Annotated in this window: 15 protein-coding genes; 7 read left to right on the forward strand and 8 right to left on the reverse strand. The window is 58.3% G+C overall.

Annotated elements, in window-relative coordinates; genetic code table 11:
* Positions 1-135: 135 nt before the first annotated feature.
* Together Q1A34_RS16655 and aguB are read left to right on the forward strand one after the other, a co-directional pair.
* Positions 136-729, forward strand: a complete 594-nt coding sequence (locus tag Q1A34_RS16655; RefSeq protein ID WP_300036820.1) for a helix-turn-helix transcriptional regulator — start codon at positions 136-138, stop codon at positions 727-729.
* 34 nt (positions 730-763) lie between these two features.
* Positions 764-1615, forward strand: coding sequence for an N-carbamoylputrescine amidase (gene aguB, locus Q1A34_RS16660; protein WP_300036823.1), 852 nt, complete (start codon positions 764-766; stop codon positions 1613-1615).
* Positions 1616-1621: 6 nt separating this feature from the next.
* On the opposite strand, the gene Q1A34_RS16665 is transcribed toward aguB, so the two are convergent.
* The 7 genes from Q1A34_RS16665 to Q1A34_RS16695 all read right to left on the reverse strand — a co-directional run bounded on the left by Q1A34_RS16665 (position 1622) and on the right by Q1A34_RS16695 (position 10755).
* Positions 1622-2647, reverse strand: coding sequence for an ABC transporter ATP-binding protein (locus Q1A34_RS16665; protein WP_300036826.1), 1026 nt, complete (start codon positions 2645-2647; stop codon positions 1622-1624).
* Entirely contained in the window at positions 2647-3903 is a 1257-nt protein-coding gene (locus Q1A34_RS16670) for a hypothetical protein (protein ID WP_300036829.1), read from the reverse strand. Before Q1A34_RS16670 ends, Q1A34_RS16665 begins: the two co-directional genes overlap by 1 nt.
* A 73-nt stretch (positions 3904-3976) precedes the next feature.
* The gene (locus tag Q1A34_RS16675) at positions 3977-5185 is read right to left on the reverse strand and encodes a carbohydrate ABC transporter permease (RefSeq protein ID WP_300036832.1); all 1209 of its coding nucleotides are present in this window, start codon (positions 5183-5185) and stop codon (positions 3977-3979) included.
* On the reverse strand, positions 5182-6426 hold the full coding sequence (locus Q1A34_RS16680; protein WP_300036835.1) for a carbohydrate ABC transporter permease: 1245 nt from the start codon (positions 6424-6426) through the stop codon (positions 5182-5184). The genes Q1A34_RS16675 and Q1A34_RS16680 overlap by 4 nt, the downstream gene beginning before the upstream one ends.
* A 67-nt stretch (positions 6427-6493) precedes the next feature.
* Positions 6494-7846, reverse strand: coding sequence for an extracellular solute-binding protein (locus Q1A34_RS16685; protein WP_300036838.1), 1353 nt, complete (start codon positions 7844-7846; stop codon positions 6494-6496).
* A gap of 25 nt (positions 7847-7871) precedes the next feature.
* Positions 7872-8975 carry a substrate-binding domain-containing protein gene (locus Q1A34_RS16690; protein WP_300036841.1) on the reverse strand — a complete coding sequence of 368 codons (1104 nt, stop codon included), beginning with the start codon at positions 8973-8975 and terminating at the stop codon, positions 7872-7874.
* A 217-nt stretch (positions 8976-9192) separates the two neighbouring features.
* On the reverse strand, positions 9193-10755 hold the full coding sequence (locus Q1A34_RS16695) for a peroxidase family protein (RefSeq protein ID WP_300036843.1): 1563 nt from the start codon (positions 10753-10755) through the stop codon (positions 9193-9195).
* Positions 10756-11133: 378 nt separating this feature from the next.
* Between Q1A34_RS16695 and Q1A34_RS16700 the strand changes: the two genes are divergently transcribed.
* Both Q1A34_RS16700 and Q1A34_RS16705 read left to right on the forward strand, forming a co-directional pair.
* On the forward strand, positions 11134-12744 hold the full coding sequence (locus Q1A34_RS16700) for a glutamate synthase-related protein (protein WP_300036846.1): 1611 nt from the start codon (positions 11134-11136) through the stop codon (positions 12742-12744).
* 11 nt (positions 12745-12755) lie between these two features.
* Positions 12756-14735: a thiamine pyrophosphate-dependent enzyme gene (locus Q1A34_RS16705; RefSeq protein ID WP_300036849.1), complete on the forward strand. Its 1980-nt coding sequence runs from the start codon at positions 12756-12758 to the stop codon at positions 14733-14735.
* Positions 14736-14768: 33 nt separating this feature from the next.
* Here Q1A34_RS16705 and Q1A34_RS16710 read toward each other — a convergent pair whose 3' ends face one another.
* Positions 14769-15149, reverse strand: a complete 381-nt coding sequence (locus Q1A34_RS16710) for a carboxymuconolactone decarboxylase family protein (RefSeq protein WP_300036852.1) — start codon at positions 15147-15149, stop codon at positions 14769-14771.
* Positions 15150-15343: 194 nt separating this feature from the next.
* Here Q1A34_RS16710 and Q1A34_RS16715 point away from each other — a divergent pair, with 194 nt between their 5' ends.
* The 3 genes from Q1A34_RS16715 (at position 15344) to urtB (ending at position 19142) form a co-directional block, all read left to right on the forward strand.
* Positions 15344-15538, forward strand: a complete 195-nt coding sequence (locus tag Q1A34_RS16715; RefSeq protein WP_300036856.1) for a hypothetical protein — start codon at positions 15344-15346, stop codon at positions 15536-15538.
* A gap of 315 nt (positions 15539-15853) precedes the next feature.
* On the forward strand, positions 15854-17140 hold the full coding sequence (urtA, locus tag Q1A34_RS16720; protein WP_300036859.1) for an urea ABC transporter substrate-binding protein: 1287 nt from the start codon (positions 15854-15856) through the stop codon (positions 17138-17140).
* A 76-nt stretch (positions 17141-17216) separates the two neighbouring features.
* Positions 17217-19142, forward strand: coding sequence for an urea ABC transporter permease subunit UrtB (urtB, locus tag Q1A34_RS16725; RefSeq protein WP_300036862.1), 1926 nt, complete (start codon positions 17217-17219; stop codon positions 19140-19142).
* The last annotated feature ends 1 nt before the right edge of the window (position 19143 follow it).

The following is a 19143-nucleotide window of genomic DNA, read 5'->3' on the forward strand; positions in this document are numbered from 1 at the left end:
TTCTTTAACCATTTCAAAAGGTTAATGCGTTGTCGTTTGAGGTTTGATACTTTTTTGATCGTTCGCTTTGATCAGGGCAGACCACCGGAAATTCTCAACTCCTGGCTGCCGCATGCAGCGTTGCACAAAGATGCCATGTCCCAGTATGTGGGGGGCGCATACCGCCTTGACCCGTTTTACCGGTATGACAGCGTGCCGGAGGGTGGCGGCTTATACCGTCTGTCCGAAATCGCACCTGACCGCTTTTTCTCCAGCGCTTACTATCTGCAATACTATCGTCGGACACGGCTGTGCGACGAGGTCGGCCTGCTGGCACCGCTGCCGGGCGGCTCTGTTGCGCATCTGTCGTTCAGCCGCCTGGACAAGGCGGGACCGTACCGCCGCCGCGAGTTACGATGCCTGGAGCATCACAGCCCGGTCCTGCTGGAGCTGTTGCAGATCTATTGCATCTTTCGTCAGCAAAGGTCGGCCAGAGACAGACGCTCAGAAGAACCTCAGCAACTGGACCGCATTATCGGAGCCCGGGCGGAGGAAAGTCTGGGCGTCAGCCTGACACGCCGGGAGACCCAGATTGCCGGCCTGGTGTTACAGGGGCATTCGAACGCATCAGCGGCGCTTGTCCTTGGAATCTCGCATGAAACCTCGCGGGTGCACCGGCGAAACACCTACAGAAAACTGAACATCACATCCCAGCGTGAGCTATTTGCGTTGCTGCGGGATTTGCTATGACGGGCGGACACCATCAACCCCGGGGAGAAAAGACATGAAAGTTGTCACACTGGCGGTCACACAAATGGTGTGCAGCCCTGACAGAGAGAGCAACGTACAGGCCGCAGAAGCCCTTGTCCGGGCAGCGGCAGATGATGGTGCGCAACTGGTATTGTTGCAGGAGCTTTTCGAAAGCCAGTACTTTTGCAGCGAACAGAACCCAATTCACCTGGACCTCGCCGCACCTTTTGAAAACAACCCGCTGATTGCCCGTTTCGCCACTCTGGCCCGTGAACTGGGTGTCGTGCTGCCGCTGAGCTTCTTCGAGCGCACAGAGCGGCAGTTTTTCAACTCTCTGGCCATGATTGACGCAACGGGCGAAGTTCTTGGCACCTATCGCAAAACCCATATCCCGGACGGCGCGGGATACCAGGAGAAGTTCTACTTCACACCCGGAGACAGTGGTTTCCGGGTCTGGGACACAGCTGTCGGGCGTATTGGCGCAGGCATTTGCTGGGATCAGTGGTTTCCTGAGGCCGCGCGGGCGATGGCGTTGATGGGGGCCGATATTCTGCTCTATCCGACAGCCATCGGCTCGGAGCCGCGCGCACCCCAGGTGCAGTCTCTGGGGCACTGGCAACGCACAATGCAGGGCCATGCTGCAGCAAATATGGCCGTCCTTATGGCCAGCAACCGGATCGGAACTGAAGAAGTGGGCGACAGACTGTCGTTTTATGGTGGTAGTTTTATTGCAGATGAAACCGGTGACAAGCTCTGTGATATGGGTGAAGTGCCCGGTCACGCCTGTGTCAAAGTGGATCTGGATGCCGTCCGCCGGTCCCGGAATGCCTGGGGACTGTTCCGGGACCGGCGGCCTGAGCACTACGGCATTCTGGCCGGAAACTGACCGGGATCAGAGCGCCGTTGAGACGGCGAGGCCGTCAGGTCCGAAAAAGTGGCTGCGGCCGCTTTCGAACGCCAGTCCGCAGGCGTCTCCGGGTTTCAGATCTGTATCGCCGGCGATGCGAACCGTGATGCGTCCCGCTGCGCCACAGTCCATCACCACAAACGTATCGGCACCGAGGTATTCAAGCACATCCACTGTGCCGTCGATGTTTCCGCCGCCGCTTTCTGTCATCGCGATGTGTTCGGGACGAATACCAATCTGATCAGCGCCGCCCGGCAGCGAAATCCCCGAAACGTGCGCGGCCGCAAAGACATTCATGCGCGGGGATCCGATGAACTGTGCCACAAAGAGGTTCGCAGGCCGTTCATAAAGTTCCCGCGGGGATCCGACCTGGGCAATTTTGCCACCGTCCAGAACCACAATGCGGTCCGCCAGCGTCATCGCCTCGACCTGGTCGTGCGTCACGTAGATCATGGTCGCTTTCAGGGTCTGGTGCAGTTTTGCGATCTCGTAGCGCATCTCCACGCGCAGTGCCGCATCCAGGTTAGAGAGCGGTTCATCGAACAGAAACGCCGTGGGGTCCCGCACAATTGAACGGCCGATCGCCACGCGCTGGCGTTGCCCGCCGGAGAGGTCTTTGGGGCGGCGATCAAGGTATGCGTCCAGTTTCAGAACTCTGGCGGCCTCGTCGACCTTTTCCTTTATCTCCTCCGCCGGCAGGCCTGCTGATTTGAGCGGAAAGCCAACATTATCGCGGACGGACATATGCGGATAAAGGGCGTAGCTCTGAAAAACCATGGCCAGCCCCCGTTTGTTCGGTGGCTCGGCGGTGGCGTCGCGGTCGGCGATCATGATCTGACCGCGCGATGTTTCCTCAAGACCTGCGATCATACGCAGCAGCGTGGATTTGCCACAGCCTGACGGGCCGACAAAGATGATGAATTCTCCTTCGTCAATTTCGAGGTCTACACCTTTGATGACCTGAACCTCGCCGTACCATTTTTCGACGGATCTGAGTGCTATGGATGACATTATGCGGCTCCCTGGCGTGTTTCGGGCGGCTGTCCGGCCCATCCGAGCCAGACTGCCGCCGTCCATGTGAAGGACCCTCCGCCTGCGGGCGCGCCGCTGTGAGGATCGTAGTATTCTGCAAAACCGTTCATTTCCATAAGGCGCGCGGTGTCGCGCCGGATGCGCTGCGCCAGATCATTGTGTCCCTGTTCTTCAAGCCCGGAACCGACCAGGTAATTCATGATCGGCCAGGTTGGCCCGCGCCAGTAGCGCAAAGGCTCAAATCCTTCGGCATCCGGGTCAAAGCTTGCGAGGCCGAACTCAGCCGAGGTCAGCATGCGCTCAAGCGCCGGGCGCGCCCGGGCGTCATCAATACCGCCGTACCAGCACAGGGCCGAGGCGTTGCTCAGAACACCATTGAACCTGCCAGTGTGGACATCGCGGCTGTCGTACCCTCCGGTGTTTTCGTTCCACAGGGTTTCCGCGCCGCCTTCAAGAACGCGGATCCATTCTTCGATCTCGCTGACATCCTCGCCGAAGCGCCGGCCCATTGCCGCCAGATCGCGCTGTGCCCTCAACAGTGTAAAAGTCATCGTCGGGTCAGCGACGCGGAATGGATTGAGCGTGAGCAGTTTCTCCTGGTCCCAGTTCACCGACACGCCAATCTGCACGAGTCTGATGTATCGGTCATAGTCGTACTTGGTCGGACGCATGGCAGGGTCGACATGGCTGGTATCCCGCCGCGTGTACTCACCGACGTTGCTGGGGTCGATTGCCTTCATCGCCGGGTCCCAGTCCGGCGCATTGTCGCGGCCCGCTTCCCAGGGGTGCGTGACACAAACGGCACCCTGATCAAGACGCCAGCGCATGAACCAGGCGTGCCAGTCGCGCAGCCGTGGCCATATGGCGCGTGCCCGGGCTTCTCCCGTCGGGTCAGCGGCCAGCATTTTGGCCATGAAAGAGGCCGCAACAGGCGGCTGGCTGATGCCGGAAGAGGGGACAGGCCCACGCCCCTGCCAGACATCCGGTCCCGGATAATACCCCGGGTCAGGACGGTGAAAGAGGATATGCGGTATCATTCCGTCTTCCCACTGGCCCGAGACCAGGGTTTCCAGCTCTTGCCAGCCACGGGCAGGATCGAATGTGGAAAACCCCCAGGCGGCAAAGGCGCTGTCCCAGTTCCACTGGTAGGGATAGAGACCATGGGTGGGCAGGGTGTAACCCCCTTTGTCATTCTGGCGCAGAATATTGCGGGCGCGTTCTGTGAGTTCAGTCATGGCTCAGTCCTTTTGCTTGTCCGCACTGCGGGCCCCGTTGCTTTGGCTGTGATTGAGGTACACGCTGCATGTCTCATCCTTTGACCGATCCGGCGGTCAGGCCTTTGGTCATGAACCGTTCAAGGCCGAGGAAAATTGCCATGATCGGGACTGTGGCAATCACCGACCCCGCCATCAGGTGCTGTCGCGGAATTTCAGAGGAATTCAGAGAGGCGATGCCGCGCGTCAGGGTGAACTTGCTGGGATCGTCCAGCAACATAAACGCCAGAAGGAATTCGTTCCAGGCGATCATGAAGACATAGAGCGAAACCGATGCCATGGCCGGAAGCGACAGGGGCAGGGTGATTTTCCAGATCACCTGCAGCCTGTTCAGACCGTCCATAAGCCCGGCTTCCTCGACTTCTCCGGGCAGGCCGCGGAAGTATCCCTGCAGCATGTAAAGTGCCACCGGAATGGTCGTGACCGGGTAAATCATGACAATACCGATCATGGAATTGCGCAGGCCCGTCATGGAAAAGGCGATGTAGATAGGCAGTGCCAGAACGATCATTGGCACCATGTAGATCAGCAGAATAGAGCGTGAGAATGCCGCCCGGCCCCGGAACCGCAAACGCGCGACTGCATAGGCCCCTGGTATGGCAAAGAGCAGCGTGATGAACACCGTCAGCACTGAGATCACGAAAGAGTTCAGCAGGTATGTGCCGAAGTTAAACTGACTGAAGAGTTCCACGTAGGAACGAAAGAGTTCTGCCCCGCGCGAGAACTCGATAGAAAAATCGAGCGGGTTCTGGATCAGTTCTGACTGGTTTTTCAGGCTGGTCAGAACCATCACATAAAAGGGGATCAGCACGATTGCCGTGAAAAAGATATAGCCGAACCCCGTGAGGAACCGGATGACCGACGCCTCAAAGACATGGCGGTTGATCGCACCGGGAACGACATCGTCCAGCATCATCCACAGCCCCAGAGCGCAGAACCCTGCAGTGGCTGCGGCGCCAACAAAAGCCGAGAAGGAAGAAACACTGACGCCAATGACAATCGGTCCAAAACCGAACAGGGTGGCAACCGTGATTACAGCAGCGGCTGCCACCGGCTGCCAGACCTTTCCGCGGATGCAGGCAAATCCGGCCAGGACACCCCAGAAAATCGAGCCGGTACCTGATGGGCGAAAGGCGGACCCTGTCGCAAAGCTCATGGCGACGGCCACCGTTGTGGCGATCACAAAGAGCCACAGAACGCCCAGCACAGGCGCTGTGATATATCCGTGACGCAGCGCGTTCATAGCCCTTCCTCCCGGCTGATAAATTTGAAGAAAAAGACCGAGAAAAGCAGCAGGCAGGCAAAGATCACCACGGCCACCGCCGCACCGGCGCCGATGTTCGAGATGGCAAATGCCTGCTCATAGACATTCACGGTCAGCGTCCGTGTCCCGGCATTGCCCCCGGTCAGCAGGAAAATGTCGTCGAACTTATTGAACGTCCAGATGAAGCGCAGCAGGAACAATACGCTGAGAATGCCCAGAAGCTGCGGAACCGAAAGTGCCCAGAACTGCTGGAACGGAGAGGCACCATCCATATCGGCGGCTTCATACATATCGGTGTCAATGCTTTGCATCCGGGCCAGGATGAACAGGAAAGAGAGCGGGAAATAGCGCCAGACCTCGAACACAGTTACCATGATCAGCGCCAGGGGGCGCTCGCCGAAAAAGTTGATCGATTGCTGCGTCACGCCCATCTGCACCAGCAACGCGTTGGCCGATCCTGAAAATGGGTCAAACAGGATGATCCAGGCAAAGGCCACGGCGATCACCGGGGAGACATAGGGAAAAAGATAAAGGCCCCGCAGAATACCCTGACCGCGGAACGATTTGTTGAGCAGCAGTGCGGCGAACAGCCCGAACAACAGCGCGCCGATTGTGCCGAACACGGTGTAAAACAGTGTAACCCAGAGCACTTCCCAGAACTCGTCGCCGTCAAAAACACGGGCAAAGTTGTCAAAAGTGAATGTGGTGTTTGTAAGAACGTTGGAGCTTTTGCCGGTAATGTCGGCAGGGCTGTCCTGCGGGCGGAGACCATTGTCGATAAAGGCCTGTCCTACAGTGACCGGGATCATAAGCCGTTCGCGCTGCCCCCCCTCCCAGTCGCCCAGATCACACTCCAGACTGCGCCCGTCGAGCGTACAACGTGTGTCCAGTTCATTGACCGTCAGGCCTTCGGGGATGACATCGCGAAAGGTCACATTGGCAATCGGTTGTTCCTGAGAGGAATTCCGCAGCCTGTAGCGGATGTTTGCGGCGTCCCCTGCAGTATCAGTGTCACCCCGGATATCCTCACGCAGAACCATCTCAGGAGGGCGCAGGTCAGACAGGGAAACCGGTTTCACCGAGATCCAGAAAATTGCGAGAAGAGGCAGGACCACGACCAGTGCAACAGCTGTGATCGTTGGTGCCAGCAGGCTCCAGGCCAGACGCGCTTCAAGACGCGCAAGTGGCCCTGTGCCCTTGGGGGGAACAGCATCAGTCATGGTTTATCCTGATTTTTGAGTTTGAGGGAGGCGACGGCTGCCGCCGCCTCCCGGAGAGCGGGGTCGTTTACTGGACGCCCGCGATTGCGGCGTTCAGCTCGGCAACCGTTGCCGCGGCGTCGCGCTCACCGTCGATGAACTCGCGGACGAGCCTGTTGATCACCTGGCTGTTGATGATCTTGGACGCAACAGCGAGCTGACCGTCGGAAACACCCCAGCGCTTGGCAACGTCCAGACCGCCGACAACTTCATCGATCATCGCCTGGTCATAAAGATCACCCAGAGGGGCCTTGCGGTCGACGCCAACATCCAGGGTCGCCCAGAGTTTGGAGAATTCGGCCGGGTCTTCTGACGTGCCGCGGCGGACCGGGAATTTACCCTCGGGGGCAATCGCCAGGGTCTGGCCATACCCATCATTCATCGAGTACTGAACGAACTCCATGGCTGCGTCTGTTGAAGCGTCAGACGTGATGCCGAAGTAACGGATGTCGCCCCATGCCGCGCCATCCGGGTTGGATGGGCCCGAGAAGTTCGTCACAATACCAGTTGCCGCAGCAAGATCGCGCGTTGTCGGATCATCGTTGATCGTGGGCGGAGCGCTGTCACGCAGGCCGGCCAGTTCATCGAGGATGAACGGGGACCAGATGATCATGGCTGCATTCCCGGAGAAATAGAGCGAGCGGGACTGGTCCCAGTAAAGATCGCCCGGGGGGGACGCCTCTGCGATTGCTTTGTAGAACTCAAGCACTTCGATCGTGGCCGCCTCATCCAGGGCTGTTACGCCGTCCGGGCCGACAGGGGAGACACCATTGGCAAGAAATACATGCTCAAGCACCTGAGACATGAAGTTTTCATCGACCTTGGTCGCGGCAACAAAACCATACATGGACGGTGGGTTGTGCAGTGCCTCAACCGCGGCCAGCACGTTTGCATATGTCGTCGGTGGCGCAAGGCCGGCTTCCTTGAATTTGTCGGCCCGATAGACCAGCATCTGCGTCCAGCCGTCCACAGGCACCGATGCGAAACCATCAGCAGTCGCGGCCATATTCAGCGCACCCTGCGCAAAGGTGTCTTCGCCCAGAGCCTCAATCACGTCCGTTGCGGCGTCCGTGTCAAGAATGCCAGCGTCAGCCCAGGGCAGTGCATACTGCAGCGGGTGGTAGATGACGTCCGGCAGATCACCGGCGGCATAGGCCGCTGTCGCACGCGTGCCGAGGTCGGATTCCGTGACCGGAATGACCTCCACTGTATGTCCGCTGGCGGCGGCAAAATCTGCGGCCATCTGTTCCTGGCGTGCCAGGCGTTCGGGCTGCTCTTCGGTTGTCCAGAAACGTATAGATTCCGCGCTGGCAGCCACCGAAGACAGGCACAGCGCCATGGCGGCTCCCGTCAGCAGTATGGATTTATGGTTCAGTTTCATCGTTATCCTCCCATTGGATTTCTGTTTATGATCTGTGTTGAGCAACGCGTGCCGCGATGTCATCAGGACTGAGGGCAGGCGGACCTGCCGACCCCCGGTCCAGAAAATCTGCCTGTTGCGTCTCGCGCAGATTGCCGGGTTCTTCGCCCAGAACCCTGCGGATCAGCAGGCTGGAAAGGGTGCTCCCTGACTGTGTGAAATTCACGGCATATGTGCTCAGCTGCGGCGTCGCATGTGCGCCATCAGGGATGCCATCATACGACAGCGTCGACACATCTGACCCCATGTTCAGGCCGAAGGATGCCGCCGCGCGATAGACGCCGAGGGCTGCCATATCGACAGCGCAGACAAAGGCGGTTGGCGGTTTGTCCAGCATCAGCATGCGCGTCGCCTCTGCCTGTCCTTCTGCGATTGTCACCGCATCGTCGCCGAGCAGTTCATCATCCACGCTGAGACCTGCGTCCCTCATGCCACGCAAAAAACCATCCTGTCTGAGCGCCGCGTAATTATATTTCAGGCCGCCGTTGATAAATCCGATCCGTCTGTGCCCCAGGTGTGCCAGGCGGCGGACAGCGTCCTGCATTGCGTCTTCACCCAGCAGATCGAACCACGCACAGTCACGCGGGTCTGCAGTTCTGCCAAAAAGCACGAAAGGGATTTGCTTTTCGCGCAGAAGATCGATGCGCTCATCATGCACCAGCGTCCGCGGGACAATGAAACCGTCGACCTTTCTGTCGCGGATCATTCTGGAAAAAGTCTCAAGCGTGTGCGCCGGGTCATTGGCCGCGGCCAGCGTCAGGGTCCAGCCGTGCGCGCTGGCGCCCTGCGACACGCCGGCCAGAAATTCGGCCAGAAATGGGCGGTGCGCATCGTGATCGGCCATCTGGATAACCAGCCCGACCGAACGGCTGAGACCGGTTCGGATCGCCTGCGCGAAACTCAGTGGATTGTAGCCCATCTTTTCCGCCATGCGGCGGACTTTGAGGCGGGTTCCTTCGGCGATATCGGGATAGTCATTCAGAGCACGTGAAACAGTGGATTTGGTCAGCCCGAGTGCGTCCGATACATCGGATATCGTTACGCGGTTTGCCCCCGTATTTTTCGCCGGATGATCGTGAGCCGTTCGCAAAAATCTGTCCTCCCGGGAATCAGGCTGATCTCCGAAACCGGTTTCGGCAAGGGATTTTTCGCGTTTTCCGGGAGACAGCAGCCGCACGCGCGCGGAAATCGTGTTTTTCCAGAATGGCGTGCAGCTGTCGGGACGGTCAGAGAACCGCCCGCCTGAAAGACGATTTCATGTATGTTTTAAACGAAGATCGAGAGCCAGGAGCGGAGGCGGTCTGTGGTTATTCGGGCTCCCATTCCGGGCGGGTAAATCCGACAAACACATCCGTCAGATCGGAGGCCGAATTCCGCTCGAGAACATCCCTTATTGAGCCCGTTTTCGCGATTGTGTCCCATCCGGGACCGGAAAATGTGGACCGTTTGAAGACATGGCGCGACAGTAAGGGATTCGTCAGTGCCTGACTGAAAGCATCAAGAGCCACAAAGAGCAGAATGATGTTTGGCAGCGGACTGTTGGTCACCCTGTCTTCGCAAAACAGGCCGACATGAAAGTCTACGTCACGCGGTTTGTCATAAAACTCGCGCAGCATGCCGGCCACTTCGGGATCAGAGGAAATGTCCTCAAATGAAAACGGCCGGTTCTGGCCCAGGTAGTCGCAATAGTCGGAGAAACTCGCCAGTTCGCAGAAACGGTCCTGCTTCATGGAGGATATTTCAATGTGCAAAAGCGGTTCGGCGGTGTTCCGCGGCCCGAGTTCGGCCGCCTGGGTGGCGCTGATGTCGGCAAAACCAGCCGTCAGACCACCGTCGATCAGCAAAGCATTGTTCATGAAGGTCTCATGTACAGGATGCAGGTTTCCACCCCACCGGATCTGGTCCGGAATGAGCGCGTGCCAGCGATACAGCAGGCTGAATTCGGTCGTGATCCAGTTCGGTTTGTTCCACGGCGCGTCCCAGGCGACCGACGGATCGGCACGCAGATGGAACGGCAGCGGCGAGATATGATTGATGTAATCTTCGACCACGATCTTGATGAAAATCACCACAACGGTATTGCGCGCTGTTTCAAAAATCCGGTCGTCATCCCAGTCCGGATGTGCGGTCTCTATCTCGGCCGCAAGGCGGTTGTGTTCACGCATAAAAAGCGTGTTCATCATAGAGACCTGAGGCACTGAATTTACCCGGTCACCGCCAACCGCAAAAAGTTTCGCGCGGCGGGCGTCATCAATGTCGCTGGAGCCAAGCGGTGGATCAAGCACTGCGAAATCCGGATCAACCTCACCGTCTTTGTACAAAAAGGGCGGAAACTCCTCCCTGCCGATCATCTGCGAGCGCAGCCGCCCTTTCATCCCTTTTTTGCCGGATTTCAGGCGCAGCGCATCCGTCTGGTCTTCGGTACGACCATACAGCGGGCACAGGTCTATTTCGTGATTTGACGTGTTTCGTTTCAGCCTTGTATCGGCGGTTTCATCGGCGGCTGTCAGATCTTCTGTCTCGGTACGAATAAATCCGTCCGTCAGATACTGTGCAAAGGCCGGAAAGAGACATGTGGATTTCGGACACAGACGCTGATGTCCGTCCCGGCGCCGGAAAAGTGCGGCCAGTGCTTCGGGGTCAGGCGCGTCTTCGCGCGGGCTCGGCGGGAGGTGACGCCCGCTCCAGCGGCGATCCGTCAGACCCGGCCACGAGACATATCCCTGACGCGTACTCAGCGGATGGGGGCGGAACCTTGCGCGCTTCACCACGCGGTTAATCGCCCATTTGTTCGCAAAATCTGCGATGGGCGGTATCGCTTCGACAATGCGAAACAGGGATTCTTTGAGTTGGTAGGAAAAACTGGCCATAAAAATGCTCTGAAAATTATCAACTATGCGTTGATTATTGCTTGGATATTCAATTTTTTCTAGTTCTTTGTCCGGTCAGGTGGGCGCAGGCCCCAACATGGCCGCTGAAAACCGGTGGTATGGCACTGCGGGCATGGGGGTTGCCGGGGCGAAAACGAACGATGCCAGAATTCTTTTGGATTGTGATTGGCTCTGTGGCAGCATTCCGGGGCAAGGTCGCATGCAGAAGTGCAATACCGGGAGGCTGCAGCGCGCAATCCGGGCCGTTTCAAAGGCCCGTGGTGCGACCAGAACAGGATCAGAATGCCAGCACCGTGTGCGCGGTTTGTCATGCTGGTTCGCAATTCCCGGACAGAAAACTCCACAGAAGGACACCGTATGAACAAGACATCTATCTACCGGCTCAGCGAGCTTGCCGACCGAAAACCCGAATACGCACTCGTCGGCGAGGTTGATCTGGTTGTTGTCCGCTTTGACGAAGAGGTTTCGGTTTTTTACGGGCGTTGCCTGCACCGTGGTGCGCTGATGTCAGATGGCCATGTGCGCGGGAATGATCTGATCTGTGGTGTGCACAACTGGGATTACCGGCTCGACAGCGGTGTGTCTGCCTATGCCAATGACGAAAAGCTGCCAAAATTCACCTCATGGATTGAAGGCGACGACATCTGTGTTGACGCCGATGAAATAAACGCCTGGGGGTATGAGAATCCGCAACCTTACAACCGTGATGCCTATCTTGGGCTCTATGCAGACCCCAGCCACGGCACATCCGAAGAACCCTACACAGGGTTGATACAGGGCTATGCAAAATCCGGCCTGACAAAAACCGGCCACCACGGCGTCGTTGAATCGATGGGCGTGCCACGCGCGGAACTGCCCGATTGGGATGACATCCAGTTGCTCACGGCTCAGTTGCACAAACCGCCTCTGCTTGATGACGCACTGGTTGGAACAGATGTGGTGATCGGACCCAATGCGCAAAAGCCTCTGCGCCTTGAGATCCCGCTTTTTGTGTCGGATATGAGTTTCGGCGCGCTGTCGGAATCCGCAAAGGTTGCGCTGGCAAAAGGCGCGGAACTCGCCGGTACCGGCATATGCTCGGGTGAGGGCGGCATGCTGCCCGAAGAGCAGGCCGAGAACAGCCGCTATTTTTACGAGCTGGCGTCCGGCAGGTTCGGGTTCAGCTGGGACAAACTGGACAAAGTGCAGGCCTTTCATTTCAAAGGGGGGCAGGGTGCCAAAACAGGAACGGGCGGGCATTTGCCGGGCGAGAAGGTGCAGGGCAAGATTGCCGAGGTGCGTGATCTGGAACCAGGTACCGCTGCAATTTCGCCCTCGCGCTTTCCGGACTGGACGGATGTGGCGCAGATCAGAGATTTTGCGGATGAGGTCCGCGACCGGACCGGCGGTATCCCTATCGGGTACAAACTGTCCGCTCAGCACATAGAAAAAGATATCGATGCCGCCCTCGCCGTCGGCGTTGACTATATCATCCTGGACGGGCGCGGCGGTGGCACAGGTGCTGCGCCGATCATCTTCCGGGACAATATTTCGGTGCCGACAATTCCTGCCCTCGCGCGCGCGCGACACCATCTCGACCGGTTGGACCGTGCGGATGTGACACTTGTGATCACCGGGGGGCTGCGAAAACCGGCGGATTTCATCAAAGCGATGGCGCTGGGTGCAGATGCCATTGCGGTTTCCAATTCGGCCATGCAGGCGATCGGCTGTCTGGCAATGCGGGCCTGCCACACAAACAACTGTCCGGTAGGGATTGCGACCCAGAAACCCCATCTGGTCAATCGTCTGATTGCGGATAAATCAGCGGCACAGCTGGCTAATTTTTTCAGCGCGAGCGTCGAGCTGATGCAGGTCATGGCCCGGGCCTGCGGGCACGATCACCTGAAAGGTTTCAATGCGGATGATCTGACGACCTGGAAACGCGACATGGCTGATATCTCGGGTGTCGCCTTTGGCGGCGTGGCATAAGGAGAGAGACAATGAACAAAGAAAATCTGGACTGGATCTCTGTCGGCCATATTGACGATCTGCCTGAGGGGCGTGTGAAAACAGTGACCGCCCGGACAACGTCGATCTGTCTTGTGCATTTCGACGGGCAATGGGCTGCCATGAACAATCATTGCCCGCACCAGCGGGGTCCGCTGGGCGAAGGATCCATTGAGAAAGGCATCGATGACAAATGCTGGATCCGCTGTCCCTGGCATGGCTGGGATTTTGATCCGCTGACCGGCAAGCCACCCGGCGGTCACGAGGATACAGGCCAGGAGATGTACCCGCTGGACATCCGCGAGGGTGAGATCTTTGTGGGCATCGAGCCTGAGCCACCGCATGAACGGACAACGACGGACGTCATGACCGAAACCATGGTCAACTGGGGTGTGCAGTCGGTCTTTGGCATGGTCGGGCACTCCAACCTGGGGCTGGCGGACGCGATCCGTATGGCTGTCGCGGATAAAAAGCTGAAGTATTACGGCATCCGGCACGAAGGCGCTGCCGCCTTTGCGGCATCTGCCTATGGTAAGCTGACGGGCAAACCGGCAGCTTGTCTGACGATTGCCGGACCCGGTGCCACGAACCTTATGACTGGTCTGTGGGATGCCAAGGTTGACCGTGCGCCGGTTCTGGCGCTGACCGGTCAGGTTCAGACCCAGGTGTTCGGGCCGGGCGCATTTCAGGACATTGATCTGGCCTCTGCTTTTGAGGCCGTGTCGCGGTTCTCGCAGACGGCACTCAGCACGTCCAATCACGCGGAGCTGATGTCGCTTGCCTGCAAAAACGCCATCGTGCACCAGGATGTCTCGCATCTGATTTTCCCCGATGACATGCAGACAATGCCATCAGATCAGAAGGCCGGTACGCCTGATGGCCGGATGGGTGGCACAAGGGTCACCCCGTCGCAGGAGGATATGGACGCCGCGGTTGCGTTGCTGAACAGCGCCAAACGCCCGATGATCATTGTGGGTCACGGTGCCTATGAGGCGCGTGATCAGATCATTGCTCTGGCAGAGAAAATCGGCGCCCCCGTAGTCACGACCTTCAAAGCCAAGGGGCTGGTGCCGGACAGCCATCCGCTGGGCGCAGGCGTTCTGGGCCGTTCCGGCACACCGATTGCCAGCTGGTTCATGAACGAGGCGGATGTGCTGGTGGCTTTTGGGGCAAGTTTTTCCAACCACACCGGCATCGCGCTGAAAGAGAACATTATCCAGGTCGACTATGACCGGATGCAGCTGGGTAAATTCAGCCCGGTCAAAGTGCCTGTCTGGGGTGAGATCGGGGCCTTTTGCGATGCCGCCGTGCCAGACATCAAGCCGCATGCAGAGGCCGAGGACCAGAAAGCAGAACTGGCAGATCGCTGGCGGATGTGGCGGGACGAAAAAAGCCGCCGACTGTCAGAGGAACACGGTAAGGGCATTCACTCGTTTGCGATATTCGAAGCCCTGGGCCGTCTTGTGCCGGACGACGCGATTTTTGCGGTGGACGTTGGCAACAACACCTATTCCTTCGGGCGCTATCTGGAGACCAGGGGCTCCCAGCGGGTGCTGATGTCCGGGTATCTCGGGTCAATCGGCTTTGGATTACCAGCGGCCATGGGAGCCTGGGCTGCCACGCAGGACATCGACAGCCTGCGGGGACGCAAAGTGATTTCGATATCCGGCGATGGTGGTTTCGGCCAGTACCCGATGGAGTTCACCACCGCCGTAAAATACGGCATGGATATAACGCACATCCTGCTGCACAACGGCGAACTGGGCAAAATCTCCAAGGAGCAGCGTTCCGGGGAATGGCCTGTGTGGGAAACGGATCTGCAGAACCCGTCTTTTGCAGCCTTTGCACGGCTCTGCGGCGGGCACGGTGAAAAAGTCACAGAAACGGATGAGATCGCGGATGCAATCGAACGTGCCCTGGCCGTTGAGGGCCCCGCGCTGGTCGAAATCATGACCGACGCTGAACTGGTGTAGACGGAAAGCTGCCCGGGCCAGCGGTCCGGGCGGTCAGCCTTCGGCGAAAACCTTTTTGGCGACGCGAAAACATTCAAGGCCCTGTGGTACGCCGCAGTATATGGCGATGACGTGAATGATTGCGCGTATTTCTTCTTTGGATACACCATTGTTGATCGCGCCGCGCAGATGAAGCTCCCATTCCTGCATTTTACCCAGTGCGCCGATCATCGACAGGTTCATCATAGAACGGGTTTTGGCGTCAATCACTTCATCGCCCCATCCGAAACCCCAGCACCAGGCGGTCATGGCCTCCTGAAAGGGGCGCGTGAACTCATCCGCCGCGGCCAGGTTATTCTCGACATACTCAGCGCCGAGCGTTGCCTTGCGCTGCTCCAGCCCCTGCAGAAACAGATCCTCATCAAAAACGCTCATTTTCCGTGTTCCTTGTATTCTGATCCGAAGTACTTCGTCCGCGTTAGCAGACAGAGGCAGACCCTTTAATTGCTTTGCGCATCCAGCGCGGCAGATGCGTCACCGGATGCCTGCAGTCTAGCCCGCCTGTCAGGTCAATCACCAGCGCCCCGGGTGATTGCAGTCCGAGCTATACCGAATTCGACAAAGAATGGGTGACGGGCCGAAGTGATTTCCCGTTCTTTGCGGTCCATCTGACGCAGCACCAGTTTTTGCCTGCCAGCCGGACACCTGCCGCGCTGGTGATCCATGTGCGGAACGAGGCCCGGGTGCATTCCGATGCTGAACGCCTGCGAGACACAGATGCACGCATTCTGCGGATCACATGGGCGGTGACACCGTTCGGTTAACGGTTGCTGAAAACCGCACTTTACGTTCCGTCCAATAATTGAGCGCATCTCGTCAATTCCGGCGCGCAATTGGGCGTTTGGTCGCTCTGAAACGAATTTGTGACGCATTAAGTGGCAGAATCTTTGGGCGCGGGTCCAACTGATGCGGCCTTTAGGGGCGCTGAAACGCCGCGCGATGGACGATCCTGGCAGATCCTGACCACCGCGCGACTGCAACAAAACTGCTGCGGGTTCTGACTATACCAGTTGGACCGGTGACAATAGTGCCAACCGCACTTTGCCGGCATCGCAGCTCATTCAGGGACTTTTTTCCAGATGGCTCACTCACTGAAATTCACTTCATATGTAACCGCCGCGCTGCTTGCTTCGACAGGTATCGCGGCTGCCGAATGCGCGGATCCGGTCAAGATAGGGGTGCTGCACTCCCTCTCCGGCACAATGGCGATTTCCGAAACAACGCTCAAAGACACAATGCTGATGCTGATCGAAAAGCAGAATGCTGCCGGCGGTGTCCTTGGCTGCGAGATTGAGGCTGTTGTTGTCGACCCGGCATCTGATTGGCCGCTTTTTGCAGAGAAAGCGCGTGAACTGCTGACGGTTCACGAGGTTGACGTGATCTTTGGCAACTGGACGTCCGTTTCCCGTAAATCCGTGCTGCCGGTGATCGAGGAACTGAACGGCCTGCTGTTTTATCCGGTGCAATACGAAGGTGAGGAAAGCTCGCGCAATGTATTCTACACCGGCGCTGCTCCCAACCAGCAGGCGATCCCGGCTGTAGACTATTATCTGGAAGAACTGGGCGTGGAAAAATTCGCGCTGCTGGGAACGGACTATGTCTATCCGCGCACCACGAACAACATTCTCGAGCAGTATCTCAAAGACAACGGCATTGCAGAGGATGACATCTTTGTAAACTACACGCCATTTGGTCATTCCGACTGGGCGACAATCGTGGCCGACGTGGTCGCACTGGGCGAGGATGGCAAACAGGTAGGCGTGATTTCCACCATCAACGGTGACGCCAACATCGGGTTTTACAAAGAGCTGGCAGCCGCCGGCGTGTCTGCGGATGACATTCCGGTTGTCGCATTCTCCGTAGGCGAAGAAGAGCTCTCGGGACTTGATACGTCCAACCTGGTGGGCCACCTGGCGGCCTGGAACTACTTTCAGTCTGCAGAAACAGAAGCGAACGCAGAATTCATTGACGCCTGGAAAGAATTCGCTGGTGCTGACCGCGTGACAAACGACCCGATGGAGGCGCATTACATCGGCTTTAACATGTGGGTCAATGCGGCAACCGCTGCCGGTACAACTGATGTGGATGCTGTGCGCGACGCCATGTACGGTCAGGAATTCCCGAACCTGACAGGCGGTACGGCTGTCATGTTGCCAAACCATCACCTGGCCAAGCCGGTGCTGATCGGCGAGATCACGGCGGACGGCCAGTTCGACATCATCTCGAAAACGGCTGAAGTACCCGGCGACGCATGGACCGACTTCCTGCCGGCCTCCAAAGTTCTGACTTCTGACTGGAAAGAGCTGGGCTGCGGTATGTACAACATGGAAACCGAGACCTGCGTTCAGCTGACCTCGAACTACTGATCTCATGCGGCGGGGCTGTCGTCTGATGGCCCCGCTCCTGTCCGCAAGACCTGAATTTCCCTGAAAGACTGACACTATGCGCCGTATCCTCCTCGCCATCGCGGTTTTTTGTGGTGTGCTGCCGCAGGTTCAGGCCGGTGATCTGCAGGACATCCTGCAAATTCACGCTGACGAAGTGGCCAAGCCCTCGCGGCGCAGTGTCAGTGTTCTGCTGGATGATCTGGTCGCTTCTGGTCTGCCGCAGGTGACCGTGTTCCTTGAGGAGTGGGCCGAGAAAAACGTCTGGCGTGGCCCGGACGGGCTGTTTTTCCTCGCGCGCGCTGATGGCGACACGCTGGAGATCCGGGACGTGGACACCGGCGAGACCGTCAGCATCGCAAAAGACGGTTTTCTCCAGATCAAACCCAACGGCGGGGTGCGCCGTGTCATCGGTACCGCACTTGTACAGTTTCAGCTGTCCGATCCGGACCCGGCACGACGCAAAGCGGCGCTTGAAGCGATAGCGCGCCGTCCCGAAGCGTCGCAACTGGCACCGCTGCAGGCTTCGGTAGAAACGGAAACCGAAGACAGCCTGCGGGCGCGCAAAGTGCAGTTGGCGAATTTTCTGTCGGCGCAGTTTGGTGACACTGCAGATGTGCGCATCGCTGCCATCGAAAGTCTGTCAAAAGATACCAGCGTGGAGGCGCGCAGTGTTCTCAACCGCATTCTGAGCACCAAAGAGGGTGTCACGGCGGGCGAGGCGGATGGCAACATCGCGCGGGTTCTGGACCCGTTTGTCGCGCCCGATGCCTTTTACCTGCGGCTGGTCGAGGCCGGGCTGGCACCGCCGGTGGTTACGCCTGCAGAAATACGCGCAGGGCTCGAGCAGAACGTGAAAGACGGTCGCGCTGGGGGGGTGCCGCTTGCACAGCTGGACAATGACGCCCAACGTGGACGCGCCTATATACAGCTCGCCGCTGAGGGCCTGGTGCCACCGCTTGTTACTGCCGCGGACCGGGAAACGGCTCTGTCCGAGCACATTTTCTATGAGCGGTACGACGAGGCCGACCCGGCTATAACAGCTGCTGCGGAAACAGCACTCGCCTCCGTCACGGCGCGCGTCGGGTGGGAGCAGACCATTGACCTGGGCCTTGATGCCCTGTCGCTGGCATCGATCTACTTTCTGGCTGCCATCGGTCTGGCGATCACCTTTGGGGTGATGGGGGTGATCAATATGGCGCACGGCGAATTCATTATGATGGGCGCTTATACCGGATACGTCGTCCAGTTGTTTGTGCCGGATTATACGCTGTCGATCATGATTGCCCTGCCGCTGGCTTTTGCCGTGACTTTCGGCGCGGGTGTCACGATGGAGCGCCTTGTGATCCGTCATCTGTACCACCGGCCGCTGGAAACCCTGCTGGCCACTTTCGGCATCTCCATCGCCCTCCAGCAGCTGGCCAAAAATATCTTTGGTACCCAGGCCCGTCCGCTGACGTCTCCCGGCTGGCTGGATGGTGCCTGGGTTCTGTCGGACGCGATACAGATCAGCTATATCCGTATAGCCATTTTTGTTCTGGCTCTGCTCTTTCTGGCGCTCATCCTGTTTATCCTCAAACGCACGCGGCTTGGGCTGGAGGTCCGCGCGGTGACCCAGAATCCGGGCATGGCCGCCAGCATGGGGATCAACCCGGACCGCATCAATATGCTGACCTTCGGGCTGGGGTCGGGCATCGCAGGGATCGCGGGCGTTGCGATTGGCCTTTATGCGAAAGTGACATCCGAGATGGGGGCCGATTACATCGTACAATCCTTTATGACGGTCGTTGTAGGCGGTGTTGGCAATGTCTGGGGCACGCTTGCCGGGGCGTCCATGATCGGGTTCCTGCAAAAGGGCATCGAGTGGCTGAACCCGTCGAACACCCTGGCGGCCCAGACATACATGATCCTTTTCATCATTCTCTTCATTCAGTTCCGGCCAAAGGGCATCGTCGCGCTCAAAGGCCGGGCGGCGGCGGATTGAT

The organism is uncultured Roseobacter sp. (assembly GCF_947491795.1).
Classification (GTDB): Bacteria; Pseudomonadota; Alphaproteobacteria; order Rhodobacterales; family Rhodobacteraceae; genus Roseobacter.